The sequence below is a fragment of the Peribacillus frigoritolerans genome, from assembly GCF_030676415.1.
Classification (GTDB): domain Bacteria; phylum Bacillota; class Bacilli; order Bacillales; family DSM-1321; genus Peribacillus; species Peribacillus frigoritolerans_A.
In genome coordinates, this window is the sequence record NZ_JAUUTW010000006.1 from 52,042 (window position 1) to 74,090 (window position 22,049).

24 protein-coding genes are annotated in these 22,049 nt (G+C 36.9%); 17 read left to right on the plus strand and 7 right to left on the minus strand.

The window, feature by feature from the left end:
* Positions 1–5: 5 nt before the first annotated feature.
* Complete coding sequence (locus Q8G36_RS07890) at positions 6–203, plus strand: helix-turn-helix transcriptional regulator (protein WP_063235187.1); 198 nt, start codon at positions 6–8, stop codon at positions 201–203.
* 108 nt (positions 204–311) lie between these two features.
* A complete protein-coding gene (locus Q8G36_RS07895) occupies positions 312–566 on the plus strand; it encodes a sigma-G-dependent sporulation-specific acid-soluble spore protein CsgA (protein ID WP_305159520.1) in 255 nt (84 codons plus the stop codon).
* Between the two features lie 45 nt (positions 567–611).
* On the opposite strand, the gene Q8G36_RS07900 is transcribed toward Q8G36_RS07895, so the two are convergent.
* Positions 612–1,265: a hypothetical protein gene (locus Q8G36_RS07900; protein ID WP_305159521.1), complete on the minus strand. Its 654-nt coding sequence runs from the start codon at positions 1,263–1,265 to the stop codon at positions 612–614.
* A 925-nt stretch (positions 1,266–2,190) separates the two neighbouring features.
* Here Q8G36_RS07900 and Q8G36_RS07905 point away from each other — a divergent pair.
* From Q8G36_RS07905 to Q8G36_RS07945, 9 genes are all read left to right on the plus strand, one after another.
* Positions 2,191–2,409, plus strand: a complete 219-nt coding sequence (locus tag Q8G36_RS07905) for a DUF1659 domain-containing protein (protein ID WP_305159522.1) — start codon at positions 2,191–2,193, stop codon at positions 2,407–2,409.
* Between the two features lie 44 nt (positions 2,410–2,453).
* Entirely contained in the window at positions 2,454–2,672 is a 219-nt protein-coding gene (locus Q8G36_RS07910; protein WP_305159523.1) for a DUF2922 domain-containing protein, read from the plus strand.
* A gap of 52 nt (positions 2,673–2,724) precedes the next feature.
* A complete protein-coding gene (locus tag Q8G36_RS07915; RefSeq protein WP_057913045.1) occupies positions 2,725–2,880 on the plus strand; it encodes a YvrJ family protein in 156 nt (51 codons plus the stop codon).
* A gap of 156 nt (positions 2,881–3,036) precedes the next feature.
* Positions 3,037–3,249 (plus strand): KGG domain-containing protein, encoded by a 213-nt coding sequence (locus tag Q8G36_RS07920; RefSeq protein ID WP_133350180.1) that lies wholly within the window; start codon positions 3,037–3,039, stop codon positions 3,247–3,249.
* A 154-nt stretch (positions 3,250–3,403) separates the two neighbouring features.
* Positions 3,404–3,868: a KGG domain-containing protein gene (locus tag Q8G36_RS07925; protein ID WP_305159524.1), complete on the plus strand. Its 465-nt coding sequence runs from the start codon at positions 3,404–3,406 to the stop codon at positions 3,866–3,868.
* A 163-nt stretch (positions 3,869–4,031) separates the two neighbouring features.
* Positions 4,032–5,378 (plus strand): DUF3238 domain-containing protein, encoded by a 1,347-nt coding sequence (locus tag Q8G36_RS07930; protein WP_305159525.1) that lies wholly within the window; start codon positions 4,032–4,034, stop codon positions 5,376–5,378.
* Between the two features lie 171 nt (positions 5,379–5,549).
* Positions 5,550–5,768 carry a hypothetical protein gene (locus Q8G36_RS07935; protein ID WP_305159526.1) on the plus strand — a complete coding sequence of 73 codons (219 nt, stop codon included), beginning with the start codon at positions 5,550–5,552 and terminating at the stop codon, positions 5,766–5,768.
* A 404-nt stretch (positions 5,769–6,172) separates the two neighbouring features.
* Positions 6,173–6,367 carry a hypothetical protein gene (locus tag Q8G36_RS07940; protein ID WP_305159527.1) on the plus strand — a complete coding sequence of 65 codons (195 nt, stop codon included), beginning with the start codon at positions 6,173–6,175 and terminating at the stop codon, positions 6,365–6,367.
* An 86-nt stretch (positions 6,368–6,453) separates the two neighbouring features.
* Positions 6,454–6,669 (plus strand): hypothetical protein, encoded by a 216-nt coding sequence (locus tag Q8G36_RS07945; protein WP_305159528.1) that lies wholly within the window; start codon positions 6,454–6,456, stop codon positions 6,667–6,669.
* Between the two features lie 361 nt (positions 6,670–7,030).
* Here the strand turns inward: Q8G36_RS07945 and Q8G36_RS07950 are convergent, their stop codons facing one another.
* On the minus strand, positions 7,031–7,423 hold the full coding sequence (locus Q8G36_RS07950) for a thiol-disulfide oxidoreductase DCC family protein (RefSeq protein ID WP_137020835.1): 393 nt from the start codon (positions 7,421–7,423) through the stop codon (positions 7,031–7,033).
* A gap of 380 nt (positions 7,424–7,803) precedes the next feature.
* Between Q8G36_RS07950 and Q8G36_RS07955 the strand changes: the two genes are divergently transcribed.
* The 5 genes from Q8G36_RS07955 (at position 7,804) to Q8G36_RS07975 (ending at position 15,395) form a co-directional block, all read left to right on the plus strand.
* Positions 7,804–8,775, plus strand: coding sequence for an acyltransferase family protein (locus Q8G36_RS07955; protein ID WP_305159529.1), 972 nt, complete (start codon positions 7,804–7,806; stop codon positions 8,773–8,775).
* 592 nt (positions 8,776–9,367) lie between these two features.
* The gene (locus tag Q8G36_RS07960) at positions 9,368–10,489 is read left to right on the plus strand and encodes a D-alanyl-D-alanine carboxypeptidase family protein (RefSeq protein WP_305159530.1); all 1,122 of its coding nucleotides are present in this window, start codon (positions 9,368–9,370) and stop codon (positions 10,487–10,489) included.
* 289 nt (positions 10,490–10,778) lie between these two features.
* Complete coding sequence (locus tag Q8G36_RS07965; RefSeq protein WP_305159665.1) at positions 10,779–11,291, plus strand: DUF3189 family protein; 513 nt, start codon at positions 10,779–10,781, stop codon at positions 11,289–11,291.
* Positions 11,292–12,608: 1,317 nt separating this feature from the next.
* On the plus strand, positions 12,609–13,775 hold the full coding sequence (locus Q8G36_RS07970) for a serine hydrolase domain-containing protein (protein ID WP_305159531.1): 1,167 nt from the start codon (positions 12,609–12,611) through the stop codon (positions 13,773–13,775).
* Between the two features lie 189 nt (positions 13,776–13,964).
* Positions 13,965–15,395 carry an IS4 family transposase gene (locus Q8G36_RS07975; protein WP_305159532.1) on the plus strand — a complete coding sequence of 477 codons (1,431 nt, stop codon included), beginning with the start codon at positions 13,965–13,967 and terminating at the stop codon, positions 15,393–15,395.
* A gap of 492 nt (positions 15,396–15,887) precedes the next feature.
* Here the strand turns inward: Q8G36_RS07975 and Q8G36_RS07980 are convergent, their stop codons facing one another.
* The 5 genes from Q8G36_RS07980 to Q8G36_RS08000 form a co-directional block, all read right to left on the minus strand.
* Complete coding sequence (locus tag Q8G36_RS07980) at positions 15,888–16,724, minus strand: alpha/beta fold hydrolase (RefSeq protein WP_305159534.1); 837 nt, start codon at positions 16,722–16,724, stop codon at positions 15,888–15,890.
* A gap of 392 nt (positions 16,725–17,116) precedes the next feature.
* Entirely contained in the window at positions 17,117–17,722 is a 606-nt protein-coding gene (locus tag Q8G36_RS07985) for an alpha/beta hydrolase (protein ID WP_305159535.1), read from the minus strand.
* The gene (locus Q8G36_RS07990) at positions 17,719–18,666 is read right to left on the minus strand and encodes a ring-cleaving dioxygenase (protein ID WP_305159536.1); all 948 of its coding nucleotides are present in this window, start codon (positions 18,664–18,666) and stop codon (positions 17,719–17,721) included. Before Q8G36_RS07990 ends, Q8G36_RS07985 begins: the two co-directional genes overlap by 4 nt.
* Positions 18,667–18,771: 105 nt before the next feature.
* Entirely contained in the window at positions 18,772–19,713 is a 942-nt protein-coding gene (locus Q8G36_RS07995; RefSeq protein ID WP_305159537.1) for a ring-cleaving dioxygenase, read from the minus strand.
* A 299-nt stretch (positions 19,714–20,012) separates the two neighbouring features.
* A complete protein-coding gene (locus Q8G36_RS08000) occupies positions 20,013–21,104 on the minus strand; it encodes a low temperature requirement protein A (RefSeq protein WP_305159538.1) in 1,092 nt (363 codons plus the stop codon).
* A gap of 260 nt (positions 21,105–21,364) precedes the next feature.
* Here Q8G36_RS08000 and Q8G36_RS08005 point away from each other — a divergent pair, with 260 nt between their 5' ends.
* Positions 21,365–21,925, plus strand: coding sequence for an NADPH-dependent FMN reductase (locus tag Q8G36_RS08005; RefSeq protein ID WP_305159539.1), 561 nt, complete (start codon positions 21,365–21,367; stop codon positions 21,923–21,925).
* Positions 21,926–22,049: the final 124 nt, after the last annotated feature.

Consider the following 22,049-nt stretch of genomic DNA (forward strand, 5'->3'; position numbering starts at 1 on the left):
TTCCCTTGAAAAATATAAAACTGAAGCTTGCGAGAGTGGAAAAGGACTTGTCACAAGATGAACTGGCCAAGATTGTCGGCGTATCCAGGCAAACGATAGGATTGATTGAATCCGGAAAGTATAATCCCTCATTAAGTTTGTGTGTCGGTATTTGTAAAGCATTATCCCGTACATTGGATGATTTGTTTTGGGAAGAAGACTGATTAGGGTATCCATTGACTTGGATATCTTTTTTTTAGGAATTTATCATCAAAAAATGGGGGAAGGTATAGCATGTAAGCAAAAATCTAACATTCGAGAGGGATGGTTTGATGGATCGTACGCTTGGTTACTTACGTGAGATATTGTCTAACTATACGGACCAATATCCTGAAGCGCAGGAAATTTATAATAAAATCAAAAGCGGACATTTTCATTCTGAAGAAGAACTCGTCAATAAGTTATCCGGTAAAGAAGCCAGTCTCCTTAACCATATTCTTCCTCAGGAAATTAAGCATGCAAAGGAAGCGAGTGATACGGAACGGGTCAAGCAATTATCAGAGGTATATGAACTGATTATTATATAATAAAACCTTGTCCATGATGATCATGGACAAGGTTTTATTGTTTTTTTATTCCATTTCACTAAGTGAATCCATATGACTGGCTATCATGGCGATGATCGTGCTTGCTTCTTCCTTGCTGAAAATGAAATTCGTTTCATCCTTTATCAAGTCATCATCCGCTGTCCGAATCCGATTGATCCGTTTCAGCACACCATCACCTGTTTCCTGCACGATACCGAATTGATAGGTGACCTCCACTTCATTATCCTGGATATAGGCGGTCACTTCAGGCGTTTCCCAATCTACATCGATTTCGTATATATCGGAATCTTCGCCGTCTGGATCATACAAATCATCATTATCATCATCCATATCCATATCATATTCGTAATCGGCATCATCCTCATCATCTTCCAGATAGTCATGGAAGTTCTCGTGGACAGCATCGACGATATCCTCAATGTCTGAAAGGATGACCTTGCTGATCTGCCCTAGGTCCGGATCGAATGATTCCATATAAAATTCTTCATTATATGGATCAAAAAACAGCGTGGAAAAATAATCCCTCTCATTGTCATCCAGCTCTGTATAAAACTCGATGCGTGGATGCTTCGACCCGCGCTCCACGATCATACTGCCATTGCGGTCGTATTTCTCACAAATTGATTGAAGATGATCCTGCAATTCCCCGCTTACTCTGTCAAACCATTCTAATGACATCAACATCCACTTCCTTTCGTGATTATTATTTCCCAGAAAAGGAGAACATGACGTGCCATTTAAAGCCAAATGCTTAACAAAAAATGAAAATTGTCAGTTATAAAAAAGTAATGTAAAGGAAAAATAAGATGAAAAGCAAAAATGGTATTCTAATTAGAAAAAAGTGTTTTAATATTACGTCAAGGCAAAGGCTCAAAACCAATCAAACACGTGTAGAACCGCGTCAGTGATTATTGCAAAAAATTGAAGGTGATATCCAGATATTATCAAAGTCATTCTGGAAGTTCGTATTTATCAACTGTAGTTGTGGTGCCTGCATATACAATTTGGGATGTGTTTAATGATCTAGAACTTGGAGTAGGAGAAATAATTCTTGTTACAGTTTTTACGATAACTCTAGCGTATCTTCTCTTTCTAGGTTTATTTAGATATGGATTCCGAAATCAAAACTTTGCCTAGTGACTTCTTTATAACAGGTGCATTTGTTTGAAGAATGAATGGAGACCATAATATGTGGTCTTTTTTATTTGTTTAAAAATCAAAAATATGCAACCAAAGCTTGTTTATAAAAAATTTTTCAAAAAACGGGTTAAAACTATTCAACCTTTTTAAGGAGGTGAGGAATCATGTGAAAATCATACTATATACAACAAGGACCTAAGCTTATATAAATTTCATTAAATCTTATTTATCGCTGTCTAGTACTTCGACTTTGTTCGTCATTTTTCTTCTTGTAGCATGTTTGAAGAGAATGACAAATAAATTGCTCTAATAAGACAAAAACCACAAGATTCCAGTTGCCCATTTAAGAATTTTCTGCCCAAATGATGGGCGGCTTTTTATTCTGTTTCCCTGAAGAAATTTCAAGACCATGCTACTTTCATACCGTAAAAGTTTATATAGAGTGTGAAAGGGGGTGAGTGATATGGCAAATCAGATTCCAGTATCAAGTACGCTGCGGATTGACTTTGAGACTGGGTTAAATGAAAAAGGGGCTCTCGTTTTCAAGCGGAGGTCATTTTCGAACATCAAGGTCGAGGCGACGGCGGATCAGTTGTTTTCGACAGCTGTTGCAATTACAAGTGTGCAGAATTATCCAATGGGTGAAGTGACCCGAGTGGATACGTATTCATTGATTGGTTAAACGGTTTTTGGAAAGATGCCGGAAAGAGGGGGAGGTGATTTGATATGGCAAAAGTACTGGAACTGATTTTCGTTACGGAGGAAGGAAAGTCAGCGACGATTTCCGTTGATAATCCGAAGGAGCCGGTCGAAGTAAATACGGTTAAACTGGCAATGGAACAAATGATTGCGGGGAACGTGTTCGTTACATCTTCCGGGGATTTCGTCGATTTGAAAGCGGCGCGCCTTGTCGAGCGGAATGTCGAGGAAGTGGAACTTATCTAACGAATGGGAAGTTCATCTTTGTAGGACACCCTGGAAGTGAGGTGAATGAATAGTGGATCAAATCCTGCCATTTGTCAGTGATATTGGGTTCCCAATCATTGTTACCCTTTATTTGCTTCATAGGATTGAAACGAAATTGGATACTTTGAATGAAACCCTTGTGGAGCTGCCAGATCGCCTGCGAGAAGGGATTCCCAAGTCAGGTTAAGGATAGGCGGGGAGCATCATGAGTGATATCATTCATGATGCTTTTCCTTTTGAAATGGAAAAGTTTTAATAGATTCTAGTTTTATATCAAAACTATCGGGTATACATAAAACTGTAGCTAGTTCATCAAAAATCCAAATAATAAGGAGGAGTTTTAATGACTAACAACAATGAAAAAATGAGCAGGGAAGAAGCTGGCCGCAAAGGCGGGGAAGCGACAGCAAAAAATCATGATAAGGAATTTTTCCAAGAGATTGGTCAAAAAGGCGGAGAGGCCACTTCCGAAAATCATGATAAGGAATTCTATCAGGAAATTGGCAAAAAAGGCGGAGAAGCTCGAGCCAATCAGCGTGATGGGTCCGATGATTGAAAAATGAGCAGGGAAGAAGCAGGACGCAAAAAAAGTCGCCGAATAGAATAAGCACCTGAAGATTTAGCTGAATCTAGTTTTATAGCTGTTCAAGCGGGTACATGATATATGTAGCTAGTTCATGGAAAATTCAAATAATAAGGAGGAATTTTTAATGACTAACAACAATGATAAAATGAGTCGTGAAGAAGCAGGCCGTAAAGGTGGAGAAACAACAGCAAAAAATCATGATAAGGAATTCTATCAAGAGATTGGCCAAAAAGGCGGAGAAGCAACATCCGAAAATCATGATAAGGAATTCTATCAAGAGATTGGTCAAAAAGGCGGAGAAGCGACATCCGAAAATCATGATAAGGAATTCTATCAAGAGATTGGCCAAAAGGGCGGAGAAGCGACATCCGAAAATCATGATAAGGAATTCTATCAAGAGATTGGCAAAAAAGGCGGAGAAGCGACATCCGACAGTCATGGCAAGGAATTCTATCAGGAAATCGGCGAAAAAGGCGGAGAGGCACGGGCCAATCAACGAGATGGCGACGGCAGCTCTGACGGTTCCGGTAATGGAAAAATGAGCCGGGAAGAAGCAGGACGCAAGGGCGGGGAAAAAAGCCGCCGTTAAAATATAATTCAGTGAAACTTATAAATGACCGAGGGAGTAACCATTCCCTCGGTTTTTTTTGCCATCAACAAGTGTCCCATGGAAATAACTTTCACAGCACATTCCTAAGTGTGCTTGGAGATTAAAATGGGTAAAGAAATAACACCTAGAAAAGGAGGAGGTGATGAAGAAGTTGATCGCTCATTATTCATTCCCCCGTTTAAAAGTAGGCGGAGTTACATTCACTGCACGGCATTCATTGCTTGCTCTCGGACTTGCGGGAATCGCTTATCTCCTTTCCAATAAGAGGAAGCATCAAGCGGTATTCAAAACGGCTTCATTGATGTGTAAGATTGAACGGAAAGAAGATGTCATTAAGCTTATTTGGCCTGATGAAGGTGGTTTCTATCGGGTGTTTAGGGGGCAAGAGCTGATTTATAGCGGCTCTGTGCCAAGTGTTGCTGATCGCGGACTGACTCCAGGTACGAGTTACACGTACACGATAGATAGCTTGAATGAAAAAAAACAGGCAGTGAACAGGATGAAGATACAGACATCGACGACCGCCGAGAATAAAAAAGAGGATAATATCCTTTTGGATTTGGTATTCACCACGATTGTCGCAAAAGGCCAAGCCAGTCTGGAATGGGAGCCCATCAAAGGAATAAAAGAGTATACGGTTTACCGAAACGGCGTGGATATCGGGAAAGTGGGTGGGTGTTCCTTCAGTGATCGGAGTATCAGTGAAGATCAGGAATACACATATACCATTAAAGCTAAGCGGCCCCTTCCACGTTCAGAGCAGGAATCCTATGCCGTGAAATCCCTTGTAGCGAGTATTGTCGGAGCCGTAAAAAAAGGTTCATCCCAAGCACAGGCAGCGATCGAGGAAATAACGAATACAAAAAAGATAGGACCTGTAAAACAGCTTTTACAGCCAGTTGAAAACGATTGTGATGGTAAAAGGAAAAGGAATTGGCAGCTGCGCTATACCACCTTTTTACCGGAAGAGTGGCTGAAAAACCCAAATCTTGCATCAAAGGTTCCCTATTTTAAAGGAGACAACCGCGGGTTTGATCCTGAATCACCCCGTTACCGGACTAGGGTAGATGTGTATATTCACGAAAAGGAAAGAAAAGCTGAGATTGAATTTTCCAAAGCAGTCGGGAAAAGTGAAGCCTATAACCATGATGGCGATTTCCTCGAGGAAGGAGTGGCCTCGGATGAAGACATTGTAGTGAAGCACATATTATCCAATCATGAGAAAACCACAATTCAGCTGACACACTCTGTAGGCAACCCCATCATCATTTCTCCTGCCGTGGATTATAAAGTGATCGGGACCTTTTACCGAAATGGCGAAATCAATATAGCCGGCTATCATGATCAGGCACCCCATCACGAAGTCTACCTAAAGGAGGCAGATGACCAAAACTGGGAACCGCTGCACCTAGCGGAAAACAAAGGGCTCGAAATGATGGCGCATCCTACGGCCAATCACTTATGGAGATACTCCACATTTACACAATGAAAAGGACGAAAAGCCATGATTGCTGATCGTCCTTTTTTTTGTTGATTAGCCTCTGTTATAGGAAATTATTGATTTTCTTTATAGGCCTTTTATAATACCTGTTCCTAATCTGTGAGAAGATGTGAAACAAGGTTAAGTCTCTATCCTAGGAAAGTGGATAAGAAGAAAGCCTTGAAATCGTTCAAGACAGCTTCTAAGATCCACTCTCTAGAAACTATATTGTCAGATACACAAAAATATGCACAGCAGGTCCAGAAGACGGACAAACAATATGTCAAGCACCCAACGACATTTTTAAACAACGATTCATTCATTGATGGATTTGAAGAAGGGGCGTTACAGCTGAAAAGCCTGAAAGCTACATTGACAACCTTTTTTAAAATTCAGTGATGAAGGAGCAAAATCATGTGCGCTAACTGTAACGGTCATAAACACATCCATAGGGAGGTAATAGCAGGGGTTTCCCTTGCTCCTGCCTCCCTGATTGGGAAACGGTACGAAAACCGCAGCTTGAAAAAATCTTGAAGAAAGCGAGGGAACGTTATACAAGCGCTTTAACCTCTATATCATGCTCGAAGACGAAGATATCCATCTTTCGTTGAATATATATCATAACCGTCTATCCATTGGGTAGGAGTTTTTTATGTTCCTTGTAAACTAGGCATACAGAAATACATGATCTACAACAAATAAAGTGATTGTAAGTCTTGTGCCTAGTTTAGAGTGAATAAACAATTAGGAATCCTTGCCTTTTAGTTGAATATAAATAGTATGAAAACTAAGGGGGAGAAAAGGTGGATATATTTGATGAACATGCGAATGTGCTAAAAAAGATGTTTGATAATAAAAAAGCCCAAAAAGAAATTGTAGAGAAAATGGGTAACGGCATAAATTCAGAGTTGGAGAATCAGTTGCAAACATTAAAAAAGGAATACTACGTTTTGAGCAAATTAGAAAGAACATATGATAATCGCTATGAACTTAATTAAATTTGAGCACCCATACATTTGGGTGCTTTTTATATGCAGGAAAACGTCTCCTTTTGTCGTATTGATTAAACGAAGGGGATGACAAAATGAATGATGATTATGAGAAAATCGGTATTTTATTGTCCAATATGACGAACGAATTAGTGTCGAGTAGAGTGAGGGTTAAAGCTATAGTAGAATTACTAACTGAAAAAGGTCAGATAACCTACGAAGAGTATGAAAAAAGGTTTGAAAAAGTTTTTGAAAGAGATGCAAATTCATTTAGAGATGATTTAATAAAAGACGTCAAGAATAGTGAGTAAAAGGAGAAGGCATCCATTAGTTTGGATGCCTTTTATTTTAGTCCCTTTTGTCGAATCTCTTGTTATAAGGAGATGATAGCTGTAGGTTTTAGATATGATATGAGAGATAAAACTGGTCAACAACAAGCAATCGTAAGAGCAACATTTTAGAAAGCCAATAAAGATTCCTTAGCTTCTTAATGGTTTTAGTTAATTGGTCATTACGTTCAACATTACCCAAACTTCTGAAGATGTTCGATTAGCCTTTATTAAATCTTTATTGATCCTCCAAGTGAATCCTAAATACTTGATTTTCTTCCCTAAGTGCGAACTATTTCTCCACGGTCTTTAATTAAATCAACATGAATATTTACAAGTCTATTTATAAAAACCGCTTTCGAACACTTGGCGACGGCAGCATACAGCTTTCTTCTTTCTTTCCGAACCATTTGTAACGGTTCCTGGCAATGAAATCATAAACGAAGTTCCGGATGAAGCTAGGAACGATGATGAAGCCGTAAAGCAATTTCCATGCCCCTTGTAAGCGGCGGCATATCCTCAAGGCTGCAGACGATTTATAGTAGGCCTTATCCCTTTCGATCAGCACCATGCTATCTATATCTGCAGGAACATCGTATTTCTTCAGCAACTCTTGTCCCGCCTCACTTTGAAGTGAAGCGTAATGAAAAAGCCCCTGCGGATCCCGCTTTATAATGAACTGGACACTCGAATCGCAAAAGTTGCATTCACCATCAAATAAAATGACCGGATTCATGAACATTCCTCCTATAGAGAGACGTTTATCATACTCATGCTTCTATAATACACTACCCGTTTTGATAAGGCGAAAACGTATGGAACTGCTTGGAATTCGTTCCGGCAAGTCACTAACGGGTGCGTTAGCGCCATAAGAAGGTCCTAATTGGCGGTTGGACCCCTGATATAGGTAGTTTTTTGATTTAAGTCTCTGTTATCAAACTGTTATTTTCCATTAACTATACTGTAAACAAGCTATGATATGGTAGATACTCCAATGAAGTTCCTTTAGTAAAAAGCCGGCAATCCTTTATTAGTGGGAAGCCGGCTTTTTCATTCAAACCATAATTGAGGATTAGGACATATAATTAGTAGTTTTTTTATAGGAGGTAAGATTTCATGAAACGTGATCCGTATTTTGATAATGCGAAAGCTGTTTTAATCGTACTAGTTGTTTTGGGACACACATTAGCCAGAATGGTAGAAGAAAACGAATGGATTTTAACTATTTATTTGTTTGTTTTTTCATTCCATATGCCAGCTTTCATTTTAGTATCCGGCTATTTTTCAAGAAAGATAAAAAGTAAAACGGACCTCTGGGTGCTAATAAAGAAGATATTAATTCCCTATGTAATATTCCAGGTGATTTATACCTTCTATTATCAGAAGTTATTTGATGAACAAATTGAATTCACGATTTTGACTCCAAGGTGGGCCTTATGGTTCTTAATAAGTTTATTCTGTTGGAATATATTATTGTTTATATTTTCCTCAAGTAAATATGGAATCGTTTTATCAATAATTGTATCTCTAATAATTGGTTACATGGGTGAGGTAAATGAATGGTTAAGTTTGTCGAGAACGTTCTTTTTCTTTCCTTTCTTTTTAATTGGACATTTTTTAGAAAAAAATCATTTTGAATGGGTTAAAAAGAAAAGTAATGCCCTAATAGGCTGGGTTGTACTAGGGTTAATCTTTATAGGTATTTATTTCTATGGGGAAATTACTTGGAGAGAGTGGTTTTATGGTCGTTTAGGTTATGAGGAATTAATGGAAGGTTCCATTGCCCTCGGTTTTATATATAAGTTAATCGTTTATTTAATTATGGGAGCAGCAACTTATTGTTTTTTTTGTATTGTTCCTAGAAAGCATACATTTTTTACTGAAATAGGATCAATTACATTAGTTATTTATCTTTTTCATATGTTTTTTCTGGAATATGTTTATAACTCATTTATTTATGATTGGATCAAAGAAAGTGGCCAATATTATGTTTTATTAGTCATACCTGTAACCATTATATTTATATTATCAAGAAAACCGATTGTAAAAGTGGAATGCGTGTTAATAGGAATGAAAATGAAAACATAACAGAATTCAGGTACCTATTAAGTAACTGGCCCTTCAGTTTGTAGACAGAATGGGGTTCTACCTAAAAATAAGACTAGATTATCCTTAATGTTCTTTTACTGTAATCCTTATTGGATTGAAGAAATTTGAGACACTCCTGCCGAATTACTGGCTAGCCGAGACACCGCAGCCGCTTGCGGCGAGGAGACTTGGCAGACAGTCGGCGGAAAGGGAGTGAATTTCTGAAATCAACTGGAACGTTTTTTAAATAAAAAAACAGTGAAGCTCGCTTTTCTTCGAGTTTGTCTACAGTCTGAGCCCTTCAGTTTGAAGGGTTTTTTTCATGAAAAGATATTGTCAAAATAAAACATACACACAGATCCCCTAATTTAGTGATTTAGAAAAAAGGGGGATTAAGTGGAGACCCACTAAAAGGGTTACAACCCTTATAAAGTTATTTCAGGAAACAAAATGAAGGTCATTAACCGAAATGTTTCCAAAATTATTAAAGGGTAATTACTTTTGTATTTCACTTTCAATAAAACATCTTTAAACATTCAGATTTATTTTATTATGACTATATAGGATTTTACTATCATCAAAGGAGCGGCATATGAAAAAGTTTTTCTTCATCTTCATTTTGGCTTTAATCCCTTTCGCCTCTACGACTGTAAGTGCAGAATCTGACGTACCACTCAATAGTGAAGCCGGGATCATTATTGATGCGAAAAGTGGAAAAGTATTATACGAAAAAAATATGGAAAAAAGTATGTATCCAGCCAGTCTAACGAAAGTTGCCACTGCTATATTTGCTATAGAACACGGGGATCAGAACGAACTGGTGACTGTTAGCAAAAAAGCAGCGAAGGCAGACGGGTCTTCGGTATTTATTGAACCTGGGGAGGAAATAGAGCTTTCCAAATTAATTGCAGGAATGCTAATCAACTCCGGAAATGATGCAGCCATCGCAATTGCCGAGCATATGTCTGGCAGTGAAAAACTGTTCATGGAAGATTTGAATGAGTATTTAAGAAAAGAAGTAAACGTCACCGATACTCATTTTACAAACCCCCATGGATTGTTTGACAAAGACCATGTAACTACAGCCAGTGACCTTGCGAAAATTACCCAATATGCAATGAAAAATGAAACTTTCCGTGAGTATTTTGGGAAGAAGGAGTTACCATGGGAAGTGGAAACATGGGATACAACTCTAGTTACCCATCATAAAATGTTAAAAGGCGAACTCCCCTATAAGGGAATAACCGGCGGGAAAACCGGTTTCGTCAGTAAATCCGGCTACACCCTGATATCTACTGCTACTAGAGGAGAACAGGACTTGATTGCTGTCACTCTAAAAGCTCCTTCAGACAAAGTTGCCTACTCTGATACCAAGCTTTTATTCAACTATGGCTTTGAAAACTTTAAATCAGGCAAAATTGATAAAAAAAGCAAACTTTATTCAGCGGACTACTCTAATTCCTACACGCTGAACGAAGACTTGTACTATACTCATTTAATTAGTGATCAACCTATTCTAAAAACGAGTAATGATGGAATTCTCTCAATCATGAACCAAGAAGGGGAAGCAATAGAATCCTTTGACCTTAAAACGGTCGCTGATGTTAGGAACACAGTATTGCCTGCCCCGATTAAAAAAGAAACAATCAATGATAAGCTAATAAAATTTTCTGTCCCATCTCTAGGAGGGGAGGATTTTAGAACTCGTTACTAAAAAAAATCATCGAATGGAATCAGAGGCGTTGCGGCCTTATACATACCCCAGTCACTAAGGGGAGCTTATAAATAATAAAAACAATAAAAGAGTGCACTTATCAATCTTGACTAATAGGTGTACTCTTTTATTTTTTACCCCTTTATGAAACTAACGGGGCAGTTAGTTGTAGAGGAGAGTATGTCGCATTCGTCACAAATAGTGTAATAAAAGCTAAAAATAACCAACTGAATTGGAAATGAAGTATATGACCATAATAGTAGTAAATAAAACTATTAGGGATGATGTCATGATGTATATCTATAATGATTATGGGGGTACACATACCACGTCGTTGGCTGCCGCATATCATTTAAAACAATTACCTCAATCGGAAAGAAAATTAACTTCGGAAGAAATATTAAATGTAAAATATTTTGATAAATTAACGAAAGAAGATTTTGGGAAGCTAATTTTTCGCGGGACCGATGAAGATGGCCACTCAGTTTATACAATTGGACACAAAAGAGAAAAACTTGTTGTTCCGGCATTAAAAGAATTGACTTTACTACTAGAAGAGAAATTTCAATTTAACGAAAAAATAGTATTCTCCAATACATCACCAACTGTACCTATTGCTATGTCTATAGGGGGATATTTATCAAGAGCATTAAAAATTGATTTTATAGGTGTACCATTATTGGTTATAGGTGCCAAACAATGCTGTGATAATATTTTTCGGTTGGTTGAAAATACGAAACAAATAGGGAAAGCAGCGAATGGGGAAAAAGTGATTATATTAGAAAATGAAATATATAAGTAATAGTATTAAATGTTTTATCTCTTTTTAGTAAAGATTGCTTAGCCCATAGGAATTCGTTTTTTGAAAATAGCAGGTTGTTAACTTAATTAGGCATTCCAGAATTGAATTAGGAGTAATAGGATATACAGATTAATTAAACTTTAGTGTCGATATATATTGAGTCAACAATTGATGTTGGCTTTTTTTTTACGCATCTGGATGGATATGTACTATAGAAGAGGTGGTGCTTGTTCATCTAACGGGTGCATAACAAGGGTTACTGCAAAGGCCTCTTATTATGGCACTAACGGGGCAGGTTAGCTTAAGAAAGATTTATAAGTTCGTCCATCGAATACCTTTTTATAGAATTTAATCTAAAGGGTTTAAGGCATAATGAGGCTCCCATTAATTAGAGGGAGATATATATGGGAGGGAACATTTATGAATGGTTATTTGAAATTATTTATTGGATTGTTGATTTTTCTTATATTGGGGGTACCACCACATCGCTATCAAGCTAAGACTTTTAATTGCCCCCATAACGAAAAGTTTATTCCTCTACAGTTATTTATGAGATTTTGGTTCATTTTTTCTTTTTTGGGAACAATTAATTTCTTAAGTTGATAGGTAGGTATGATTCTCCTATATAACAAAATAGGAACCTATCATATTTCATAATAGGTTCCTTCTTTAAATACAGAAGCTTCAAATGTATTGGGTTATGCTTCGAATCGTTTCCATAAAGATATTATTAAGTTGAATTTCTTGTTATATTTTGGCTTGACGATGGGATACCATCATCTAATTTTTTTATGATTCAATTTAGGATGAATATCTAGCAAGCGGCGAGTCATAGTCGATAGTGAACTTCTGTCATATTTATAAAGAACAACAAAAATTGAGTGGATAAGGCTGTATTGATAGTTATGTCATAAAAATCATGACATTTTGACACTAACGTATGTGACAGAAAAACCCTTAGAATCAAGGAGCAGTTTATAACCCATTAATAATAAATGAGGAGGGAAGATCTTCATTGCGTATGTTAAAAATATAAAGAGGAGTGAAAGGGGAAACAGGTATGGCCTATTTATGAAAAACAAACCAGTAACAAGAGTGTTTCAAGGAAAAGAAGTAATTTCTAGGGTTAACATACATGTAAAAAAAGAAAGATTTACCGTTTGTTAAAACAGAATGGCGTTTGTAAAAATAATCATTATAAAGATGCTTATAAATTCAATGCTGACCTTTTATCATCGGTAAAGATGATAGCTATATGTTTAGTATAAAACAGCAAGCAACCACCTATAAAATATGAATAGAAGAGAGGAATTCCTTATGAAAACACGTAGTCAAATTACATTTGCAAGTCTGGCCCTTTTAATCGCTGGAAGTTCCCTGTTATATACAGCTCCAACCTCAATTGTAAAAGCAGAGCCCACTCAAAATGTATCTAGTTCGTCACAAACAAGCTCTCAACGAGATCATAATTCCGTCAAACAAGCAATGCGGGATACATTGCATCTTGGATTCCCTGGGATACTTGTTAAAACTTCTGAGGGTGGAAAAACGTGGGGGTATGCCGCGGGGATAGCGGATCTGAGCACCAAGAAACCAATGAAAACAGATTTCAGCTTTCGCATTGGCAGCGTGACGAAGACGTTCACCGCAACGGTTGTACTTCAATTAGCTGGAGAGAATCGCTTGAATCTAGACGACCCCATTGAAAAATGGTTTCCTGGTGTCATTCAAGGAAACGGATATGATGATAAACAGATTACTATCCGGCAGATATTAAACCATACAAGTGGTATCGCTGAATACACAAGGTCAAAAGACTTTGATATGATGGATACAAAAAAATCGTATACGGCTGAAGAATTAATAAAGATGGGGATTTCTCTACCCCCAGACTTCGCTCCAGGAAAAGGCTGGTCGTATTCAAACACAGGATACGTATTGCTGGGCATGCTTATTGAAAAAGTAACCGGAAACAGCTATGCGGAAGAGATTGAAAACCGGATTGTTGAACCACTTGACTTGTCGAATACATTCCTTCCTGGCAATTCAAGCGTTATTCCAGGCACCAAACATGCCCGTGGATATATCCAACTAGACGGAGCAAGTGAGCTAAAAGACGTTACTTATTATAACCCAAGTATGGGGAGCTCGGCTGGAGATATGATTTCTACTGCTGATGACTTAAACAAATTCTTCTCTTACTTACTTGGTGGTAAATTGCTGAAAGAACAGCAACTAAAACAAATGCTTACTGCAGTTCCTACGGGAACAGCTGAACTTGGCGAATACGGTCTTGGAATTTTCAAAACTAAGCTTCCAAACGGTGTCTCGATATGGGGACACGGAGGTACCATTCCAGGGTTTATTACTTTTGCTGGAGGCACACTTGGAGGCAAGCATACATTGGCCGTCAATTTGAACAGCCTTAAAGCTGATAGTCCTGATCCTTTTAAAAATATTTTAATTGCTGAATTTAGCAAGTAGGGGTCACCTTACATGCCCATCAGCTTAAGAGATTTTAATACCTTCAAACACCCCAAAAAGTTATCCTTTCTAAATAAGCTAAATTAGGGGTACAGCCACATCGCCATCAAGCTAAGGTGAATTTGTATCATCATAACGAAAAAAACGCTATTCTTTTTGTAGAAATATACAGGAAGGATGGCGTTTTCTATGAGTTTTTCTGTTTCAGACGAAATGAATCTCTTTTCTCAAGAGCTTCAAAACTACTTATCTCCGTCTTCTCTTCAACAATTAGCTAAAGAAGTTGGTTTTGTTCAACGTACAAGTAAATATCAAGCACAAGAATTAATTGCTTTATGTGTATGGCTTAGTCAACAGGTCGCGAGTACACCACTCACACAATTGTGTAGCCGTCTCGAAGCATCAACAGGTGTCCTCATGAGCCCCGAAGGGCTTAATCAACGATTTAATGGTTCAGCCGTACAGTTTCTTCAACAAGTTCTAGCTAATCTTCTAACTCATAGAATTCCTTCAACACAAGAAATACTTCATCTATACTCCACGACTTTTAAACGTATTCGGATCCTAGATTCTACAACATTTCAACTTCCAGATAAGTTTGCTTCACATTATCAAGGTTCTGGCGGAAGTAGCCATACCGCAGGTGTTAAAATCCAACTTGAATATGACTTATTGAGTGGGAAGTTCCTCCACGTTTATGTAGGAGAAGGGAGAGAAAATGATAAAACCTTCGGTTCCACGAGTCTACTAACCATTCAACCGAAAGACTTATACATAAGGGATTTAGGGTATTTCGACTTACACGACTTACAGAAAATGAATGATGAAGGTGCTTACTATGTCTCACGTTTGAAGTTGAATTCTCGTATATATCGTAAGAATGATGAACCAGAGTTTTTTCGAAATGGGACTGTGAAGAAAGGTACTCTCTTTATTCAGTTAGACACGGAAGAGCTTATGAATCAATTACAACCTGGTCAAACATTGGAAATTTCAGAAGCATACATTGGGCAGTATCAAAAACTACCCGCCCGAGTGATTGTTCATCGACTAACTGAGGTACAAACAGAGAAAAGATTGAAAGAACAAGCAAAAAAAGAAAAGAAGAAGGGCATTACCTATAGAGACCGAAGCAAACGATTAAGTGGAATGAACGTATATATTACAAATCTTTCTTTAGAAGACGTTCCAACGGAACATATTCATGAACTGTATTCGTTACGTTGGCAGATTGAAATTCTATTTAAGACATGGAAATCTTTCTTTCAAATTGACAAGTGCAAAGAGATTAAGAGGGAACGCTTAGAGTGTCACTTGTATGGGCAACTTATTAGCATTTTACTCTGTTCATCTACGATGTTTAGAATGCGTCAGTTACTTTTAGATAAGAAAAAGAAGGAGTTAAGTGAATATAAATCCATCTATATAATAAAAGACTATTATTTATTGTTTTATCAAGGGTTACAAAAGGACGCCAAAGAATTATCAAAAATTTTTCTGCGTTTGTTTCACCTTTTGGAGAAAAACGGACGGAAATGTCATCGTTATAACAAGAAAACGGTCTTTGATATCTTAGGTATTGTGTATGATTGTACGTCACAAAAACTTAAAGCTGCCTAATATTTTTTTTAAAAACCTATTTGATGGTTTTTTTGTCATGCGCATTTTTAGTGTTACCATAGCAAATTAAAGAGAACACACTTTTATATTAACTCTTGTGCGCTTAGCTTGATGGGCATGGGGTACCACCAGCAAAACGCGAATTTACAACATTTGGGATATTCCAGTTTCATATGTTTATTATCGGTACTGAAAAAGGAGCCTCAAACGGGACTGTTGACAAACTAAAGAATCTCATAACCGGACACAGCATATAGTAAACAAAAAAGAAGATAAACACTACATGCAGTAGATGTTCATCTTTTTTTGTTTAAAGGGGTATTTGTCAACAGCCCCAAACGAAGATCCTTTTGTGCTGTTATTTCAACTAAAGTGAATATGGATAAGGAGTTATTCCACACCTGATTCATACGATATTATTAAGATTTTTTCTAAACCTTATAAAAAACAAAGAATGCTCTTTCTCATTTAAGTAAAACTGTCATTACTTTATTAATCTTTTAAAAATGTTAGTAACGCTTCATTAAATTCTTTTGGATGAGTTGCGTTTAATCCATGTGGACCACCCTTTATTAGAGCGAGCTTACTACCAGGAATGGAATCATATGTACGTTTTCCACTTAACTCAAAAGGTGCAGTTGCATCAGAGTCACCGTGAATAATCAGAGTAGGTATATTGAACTTTTCCAAGTCCTTTCTAAAATCTGTCTTACTAAAGGCCGTTATACAATCGAGCGTTCCCTTAGGTGAGGCACTAGCTGCAATATCCCGATTATATAAACGGAATGGCTCACTAACTAAATCTGTTTGATTACCCGCCGCGAAAAATACCTTCGTAAATTTGTCAAGAAATGCAAGGCGGTCATTTATCACGCCACTTTTGAATTCTTCAATTGTTGCATCATCTAATGCTCCTTCAGGATTATCCTCTGATTTGTATAAATAAGGAGGAACTGCTCCAGCAAAAACAGCCTTTTCAATACGATCTGTTCCATACGTACTAATGTATCGAGCTACCTCACCTCCACCCATGGAAAAACCAACAAGTGTGACATTTTGAAGATCTAAATGTTCTAACAGTTTATGTAAATCAGAAGCAAATGTCTCATATTCATATCCTTCCCACGGCTGAGATGATTTTCCAAATCCTCGGCGATCATATGTTATGACTCTGTAACCTGCTTCAATAAGAGCTGGCACCTGATATTCCCAAGAGCGTCCACTTAAAGGCCAACCATGTATTAAGACAACGGGTTTCCCTGAACCATGGTCCTCATAATAAAGTTCAATTGGAGCATGATTTTCATTACCTACAGTAAATTTTGCCATATAAATTTCCTCCCATGAATCTATATTCTTGCTTCTCTAATCTAAAAAACTCTTCACTTCAAAACATTTAAAATATTTTTTTGCAAAATGTTTATAGGATTATTATATTCCCTACTATCGGAATTGTAAAATTATTCTAATAATATTAAATCAATTAATATTATTAGATTACAATTTATTTGTTTAATCCAAGGTGTGTAAATTACTGAAAATATTGAAGAACTTAAACTGAAAAATCGAATTAGAGATTTCTAAGCAACTCCAATTGGGGTATCTCCAATTAAGTTAGAATTAGGAATCACAGCCCTTCCTAAAACATCAAGGCTTATTTATCGATTTCACTCTGCAAATTTTAAGTTATTTACAAAAAATTTAATTTGTATTACTAAAGTTTAAAAGACCCTACGATACCAGTGAGCCGCAGCTTCAACTTCATCAACAGTCAATTGATGCCCCCTATTTTCCCAATGAATTTCAACTTTTGCATTGGCCTTTTCAAATAAGGATTGAAGTTCAGTAGATTCCATAGGCGAACATATAGGATCATTTTTACCAGCAGCAATAAATACTGATTTTCCTGATAAATCAGGAAGAACAATTCCTTTTCTCGGTACCATCGGGTGATGGAGAATGGCTCCCTTTAATGCATTTTGATAGTGAAATAATAAACTAGCAGCTATATTAGCTCCATTTGAGTATCCAATAGCAATCATGTTTTCTCGATCAAAATTATACTTTGTAACAGAATCATCAAGAAACTCATTTAATTCTTTTGTACGGAAAATCAGATCTTCCTCATCGAATACACCTTCAGCTAATCTCCGAAAGAATCGAGGCATTCCATTTTCCAATACATTTCCGCGGACACTTAGCACTGAAGCCTCGTCATCAATTCTTCCCGCTATAGGTAATAAATCTAATTCATTTCCGCCAGTACCATGTAGTAATAATAACGTTGGTTTCGTTGAATCTTTACCCTTATTAAATATATGTTTCATGATTGATCTCCCTCCAGAACGCGAACTTCCACAGTAGGTAAGACTTCTTCTAATTCTTCTCGTTTTGGCTCCAGCCAAGATGGTAACATCAGTTTATTACCAAGCTCAGCGACAGCTTCATCAACGGAAAAGCCTGGCGGATCGGTCGCTATTTCAAAAAGGATACCGCCTTGTTCATGGAAATACACAGCTTTGAAGTAGTTTCGATCACGAATCTCAGTCGGATAATACTCCTTATCTTGAAGAAGTGTTCTCCATCTCAAAAGATCTTGGTCATCCTTTGCCCTCCATGCGATATGGTGAACAGTTCCAGCCCCTTTTAACCCGCGAACCGAAGGAGTTAGCTTAATATCAATTGTATTTCCAAACTGACCATCCGATTTAAACCTAAGGAAGCTCGCTTCTTGCCCAAGACATTCAAGCCCTAATACGTTTTCAAGCACATTCGCAGTTTTATTAGGCTGAGTTGAAATTAAAATAGCTCCACCAAACCCTTTAATTGCAACCTCTGAATCGACTTCTCCAAAACTCCAATTATTTTTTGGCCCTTCATTTCGTTCCACTAATTCAATTTCAAGACCATCCGGATCTTGAAATTGTAAATATTTCTCTCCAAAACGTACTGATTGAATAAACCTAATTCTAAATTTTTTCAAACGATTTTCCCAAAATTCAATTGATTGATTCGGGATGATAAAACTGGTTACTCCAACCTGTCCTGTTCCAATTCGACCTTTTAACTGCTTTGGCCACGGAAAAAAAGTTATAACAGACCCAGGTTGACCAGTTTCATTTCCAAAATAAAGATGATAGACTTCTGGACGATCAAAGTTTATCGTCTTTTTTACAAGTCTTAATCCCAGTATGCCAGCATAAAAATCAATACTTCTTTGGGCATCGTTCACCATTGCTGTTATATGATGGATCCCTGTTGTTTTTTGCAACCTCACCATTCCCATTCTTTTCATTACTTTGATTAAGAAATTAATTAGGTCTCTCTATGGAAAAAATCTCACCTGATTTTGCATAATTTGTACCAGCCAACCAGCTCACAACTCTAATTCTCTTACCTCAAATGGTAATAAACTTTGTTTAATCTGCCCTCTAAACTGTTCATACTGCTCTGGCAACATTAATTTTTCTCCCATCGTCGCTTCAGATTCATCGTGAGCAAATCCTGGAGGATCTGTTGCAATCTCAAAGAGAATTTCCCCGTGTTCTTTAAAGTAAATCGCATTAAAATAGTTTCGATCTCGTACAGGAGTTACCCCATATCCGTTTTCCTCAACATATTTTTGCCATTCCAATTGGTCTTGATCATCCTTTGCCCGCCATGCAATGTGGTGTACGGTTCCAGCACCCATTGTCCCGCGTCCTATTGGCGTTAATTTTAAGTCAATGACATTGCCAATTTCTGCTGAAGAACGGTAACGTGCAAAGTTGCCTTCCTTGCCGATTAATTCTAGTCCCAATATGTTTTCTAACAATACAGCCGTTTTGTCAGGATCGGTCGATAATAAAGTAGCACCGCCAAAGCCTTTAATAGCTACCTCAGGTGTTACCCCGCCAAAGGTCCATGTATTTACTTCCCCTTCTTCCCTTTCAACAATTTCCAAGTGTAGCCCATGAGGGTCATCAAATTCCAAGTATTCCTCGCTAAAGCGCTCCCTTACAGTAAAAGGAATATTGAAGGATTCCAGTCTTTTTTTCCAGAACTTCATAGCTCCTTTTGGAACAACATAAGATGTAACGCCTACTTGACCATCACCAATTTTTCCTTGACTAGCTCCTGCCCATGGAAAAAATGTCATGATTGTTCCTGGTTTTCCACCCTCATTACCAAAATAAAGATGGTAGGTACCTGGGTCATCAAAATTGACAGTTTTTTTCACTAAACGTAAACCTAATACACCTGCATAGAAATCAACATTCTCTTGAGGATGACCAACAATTGCAGTAATGTGGTGAATACCCATCGTTTTTTTACTCATTTTATTTTCACTCCCATTTTTATTTCTGGTTAGACACTAACCTTAAAAAAGCATCGCCAATTTGTCGATAATTGTATATACGACTTTATGGGTGTTTTTTCCTTTGTCCGAAGTTTTTTATGTCTATAAATATTGGATCTTTAATTTTATTAAAAAAAGAAGCATGGGAATTATTAACAATACCCATTTTTATTACAATCAACTTATGGATAAACTGATTTAATGTCAAATGTAAAAAATACCAATATATACAAATAAACCAGCACTATAGTTTGATACTGGTTTAATTGATGCTTTATTTATGTAGTTGTTAATTTAGCATAGATGATAAAAAACAGGGTTAATTGTCCTATTATCATAATATTTGGTACTACTACAATCCAATTAATAATAAAAAAGACTGCTAAAATCCCTAAAAACAAGCAAAAATGATGAATTTTCAAACGGTGTTGTTCAAACCTGTATTGATGAAAAACAATTGTAGTTGACAGGAAATAGAGCAATACAGATCCAAAAACAAAATATAGGATAAAAGAATATTGGACCCCATGTAAAAATAATAGTCTAATGGATGCTGCAACCATACTCAAAGACATTAAAATAAACAGATGACCGTAAATAATAATTTGACCGGAAGTTTGTCTAGACTTGTTGAGTTTCTTCTCCATGTTATCGAAATATTGCCACCACATCGAAATAATGAGGATAAATGAAATGATCGCAAAGCTTATTGAATCCCAATTTCCTTGTTTAGGTTGAATGACCGCAAGAGTGCTGATAAGAGCTTCCCCAAAGAGAATAATGGAAAATAGACCAAATCTCTCTAATAAGTGGGCTGTATTTGTCGGAACCTTTTCTAAACACTTTCTTCCTAGCAGTGGGATAATAATATCGATAAGAATTCCGAAATACAACACAGCATACCGAATCCAAGAATCAAAAAAGACGGATAATAATGAAATAACGATTCCAATCCAAAAATATCTTCCTAGAAAGAGTGCTGCTTGCTTTCGAACTCCTGCTTCTATCCGCTGGACAATAAGATATTGGATCGCAGTCACGGCCCTTAACCCAATATAACCTATTAAAAAAGAAAGATAATATGGATCAAAATCAGCTGATAAGCTTGATGTCATTATTAGGACAAAAAACATTTGCAGGATCAAAAAGATTCGTTGATAAAATAAATCTTTTCCAAAACGGTTAACAAAGATGGTTTGCCCCACCCAAGCCCACCAGATCGGAATGAAAATTAAGACAAACTTTACTAAATACTCTACATGGATATGACCATCTTCAACATGAAGTAAAACATGAGTTGCAGCCGCAACCGCCGCCACAAATAACAAATCATAAAAGAGTTCTAACCACGTGACTTTCTTTTCTTCCATTTCTGCACTCCCTCCAATTTTTTTATAGTTACTAGTATGCTGGAAATATATAGTGATTGGAAGAGAAAATAATATAGACATAGTCTATTTGCCATAGCTTGCAAACACAAACCAATAATAAGGAAACTAATGGGAAATCCTTACATCCTGGATTTTTTGTACATCATTAAATTAAACAGTTTGATGATTAGGCATAAAGCCACTTTTTCATGTTGGTATATCATGGTACTATGAGGTGATTTTAACAGGGGAGGAATTATATGACAAAGACCATAGGCCTTATTTGTGGTAGTTTACGAAAAAACTCTTATAATCGAATCATTGCCCAATCATTAACAGAGATGGATGATTCCCATCAATTTCGTTGGATCGAGATAAATAATCTACCTTTTTTTAATGAAGACTTAGAAATAAGTGTTCCAGAAACAGTGACATCATTTAAATCTGCTATCCAGGACGTTGACGGTATCATTATTGTAAGTCCAGAGTACAATTCTGGAATTCCAGGCGTATTAAAGAATGCATTGGATTGGGCATCAAGACCTCGGGAATCCGCTGTTCTTAGCAGAAAACCGGTTGGCCTAATTGGAGCAACTCCTGGGGGGTTAGGTACTGTTTATGCTCAGATGCAAATCAGAGAAATACTTGAAACTATGCAAGCTCATGTTCTTCCATTTCAAAAAGTGCTGATTTCCCAAGTACATGAAAAGATTGATTCCGATCAGAAAGTGCTTACTGACGAACAAACAAAACGTTATCTTCAGCGTTATTTACAACAATTTATAAATTGGATAGATAAAACCCTTGTTTTAGATAAATAGAAGTAGAGCAAGCATTTTTAAAAATAAATCTTACGTTTTTTCTGATTTCAAGAAAATTATTGACGTTAATATAAGTTTATCTATAAACTGATTGTGGCAAATGAAGAAATTTATGATATATATT

Excerpts from the sequence above, each read along its gene's own strand:
- Q8G36_RS07905 (WP_305159522.1), top strand. The coding sequence starts at position 2,191 with ATGGCAAATCAGATTCCAGTATCAAGTACGCTGCGGATTGACTTTGAG.
- Q8G36_RS07930 (WP_305159525.1), top strand. The coding sequence starts at position 4,032 with ATGAAGAAGTTGATCGCTCATTATTCATTCCCCCGTTTAAAAGTAGGC.
- Q8G36_RS07985 (WP_305159535.1), bottom strand. The coding sequence starts at position 17,722 with ATGAAACATATATTTAATAAGGGTAAAGATTCAACGAAACCAACGTTA.
- Q8G36_RS07980 (WP_305159534.1), bottom strand. The coding sequence starts at position 16,724 with ATGGCAAAATTTACTGTAGGTAATGAAAATCATGCTCCAATTGAACTT.
- Q8G36_RS07975 (WP_305159532.1), top strand. The coding sequence starts at position 13,965 with ATGAGTTTTTCTGTTTCAGACGAAATGAATCTCTTTTCTCAAGAGCTT.
- Q8G36_RS07920 (WP_133350180.1), top strand. The coding sequence starts at position 3,037 with ATGACTAACAACAATGAAAAAATGAGCAGGGAAGAAGCTGGCCGCAAA.
- Q8G36_RS07910 (WP_305159523.1), top strand. The coding sequence starts at position 2,454 with ATGGCAAAAGTACTGGAACTGATTTTCGTTACGGAGGAAGGAAAGTCA.
- Q8G36_RS07965 (WP_305159665.1), top strand. The coding sequence starts at position 10,779 with ATGATGTATATCTATAATGATTATGGGGGTACACATACCACGTCGTTG.
- Q8G36_RS07950 (WP_137020835.1), bottom strand. The coding sequence starts at position 7,423 with ATGAATCCGGTCATTTTATTTGATGGTGAATGCAACTTTTGCGATTCG.
- Q8G36_RS07895 (WP_305159520.1), top strand. The coding sequence starts at position 312 with ATGGATCGTACGCTTGGTTACTTACGTGAGATATTGTCTAACTATACG.
- Q8G36_RS08000 (WP_305159538.1), bottom strand. The coding sequence starts at position 21,104 with ATGGAAGAAAAGAAAGTCACGTGGTTAGAACTCTTTTATGATTTGTTA.
- Q8G36_RS07900 (WP_305159521.1), bottom strand. The coding sequence starts at position 1,265 with ATGTCATTAGAATGGTTTGACAGAGTAAGCGGGGAATTGCAGGATCAT.
- Q8G36_RS08005 (WP_305159539.1), top strand. The coding sequence starts at position 21,365 with ATGACAAAGACCATAGGCCTTATTTGTGGTAGTTTACGAAAAAACTCT.
- Q8G36_RS07945 (WP_305159528.1), top strand. The coding sequence starts at position 6,454 with ATGAATGATGATTATGAGAAAATCGGTATTTTATTGTCCAATATGACG.
- Q8G36_RS07955 (WP_305159529.1), top strand. The coding sequence starts at position 7,804 with ATGAAACGTGATCCGTATTTTGATAATGCGAAAGCTGTTTTAATCGTA.
- Q8G36_RS07970 (WP_305159531.1), top strand. The coding sequence starts at position 12,609 with ATGAAAACACGTAGTCAAATTACATTTGCAAGTCTGGCCCTTTTAATC.
- Q8G36_RS07960 (WP_305159530.1), top strand. The coding sequence starts at position 9,368 with ATGAAAAAGTTTTTCTTCATCTTCATTTTGGCTTTAATCCCTTTCGCC.
- Q8G36_RS07925 (WP_305159524.1), top strand. The coding sequence starts at position 3,404 with ATGACTAACAACAATGATAAAATGAGTCGTGAAGAAGCAGGCCGTAAA.
- Q8G36_RS07995 (WP_305159537.1), bottom strand. The coding sequence starts at position 19,713 with ATGAGTAAAAAAACGATGGGTATTCACCACATTACTGCAATTGTTGGT.